A 424-nucleotide genomic window follows, 5' to 3' on the forward strand; every position below is an offset into this window, starting at 1 on the left:
ACTCACTCAACTCCTCGACGCCCAGATCCGGACGGGTACGCTGGCCGCCCGCGTCGCGACTGACGCCGGGCATGAGGCCCTGGGCCTCATCCCAACGGATGGTGTGGACGCTGCGCCCGGTGCGGGAAGCCAGTTGGCCGATGCGAATGGGTTCGGACATGTCGTCGTCTTGAGTCCCCATTCAACAAGTTAGAGCGCGCTCTAGTCCTACAGTTGTAGTTCGGAAGAAGCGTGAGCATCCCTTCTGTCGGAGGAACAGAAGGGGGAGGAGCGATGCTTCCAATGCAGTCCTCGGCAGACCCGAAGCAGCAGGCCCCAGAGGTGCGACTGGTGGGCCAGTTCGCCATGGAGTTGGAGGGAGTGGGCGCCTAGTTGGCGCCCTATTTTCGCCGTCGCGAAGCACGTGCCGCGGCCCACGAGTACG

Annotated in this window: 1 protein-coding gene; it reads right to left on the reverse strand. The window is 63.7% G+C overall.

Annotated elements, in window-relative coordinates:
• A partial coding sequence (locus JGU66_36415) for a MerR family DNA-binding transcriptional regulator (GenBank protein ID MBJ6766261.1) occupies positions 1 to 160 on the reverse strand: 160 nt, incomplete at its 3' end.
• Between the last annotated feature and the right edge of the window lie 264 nt (positions 161 to 424).

Source organism: Myxococcaceae bacterium JPH2, from assembly GCA_016458225.1.
Lineage (GTDB): Bacteria > Myxococcota > Myxococcia > Myxococcales > Myxococcaceae > Citreicoccus.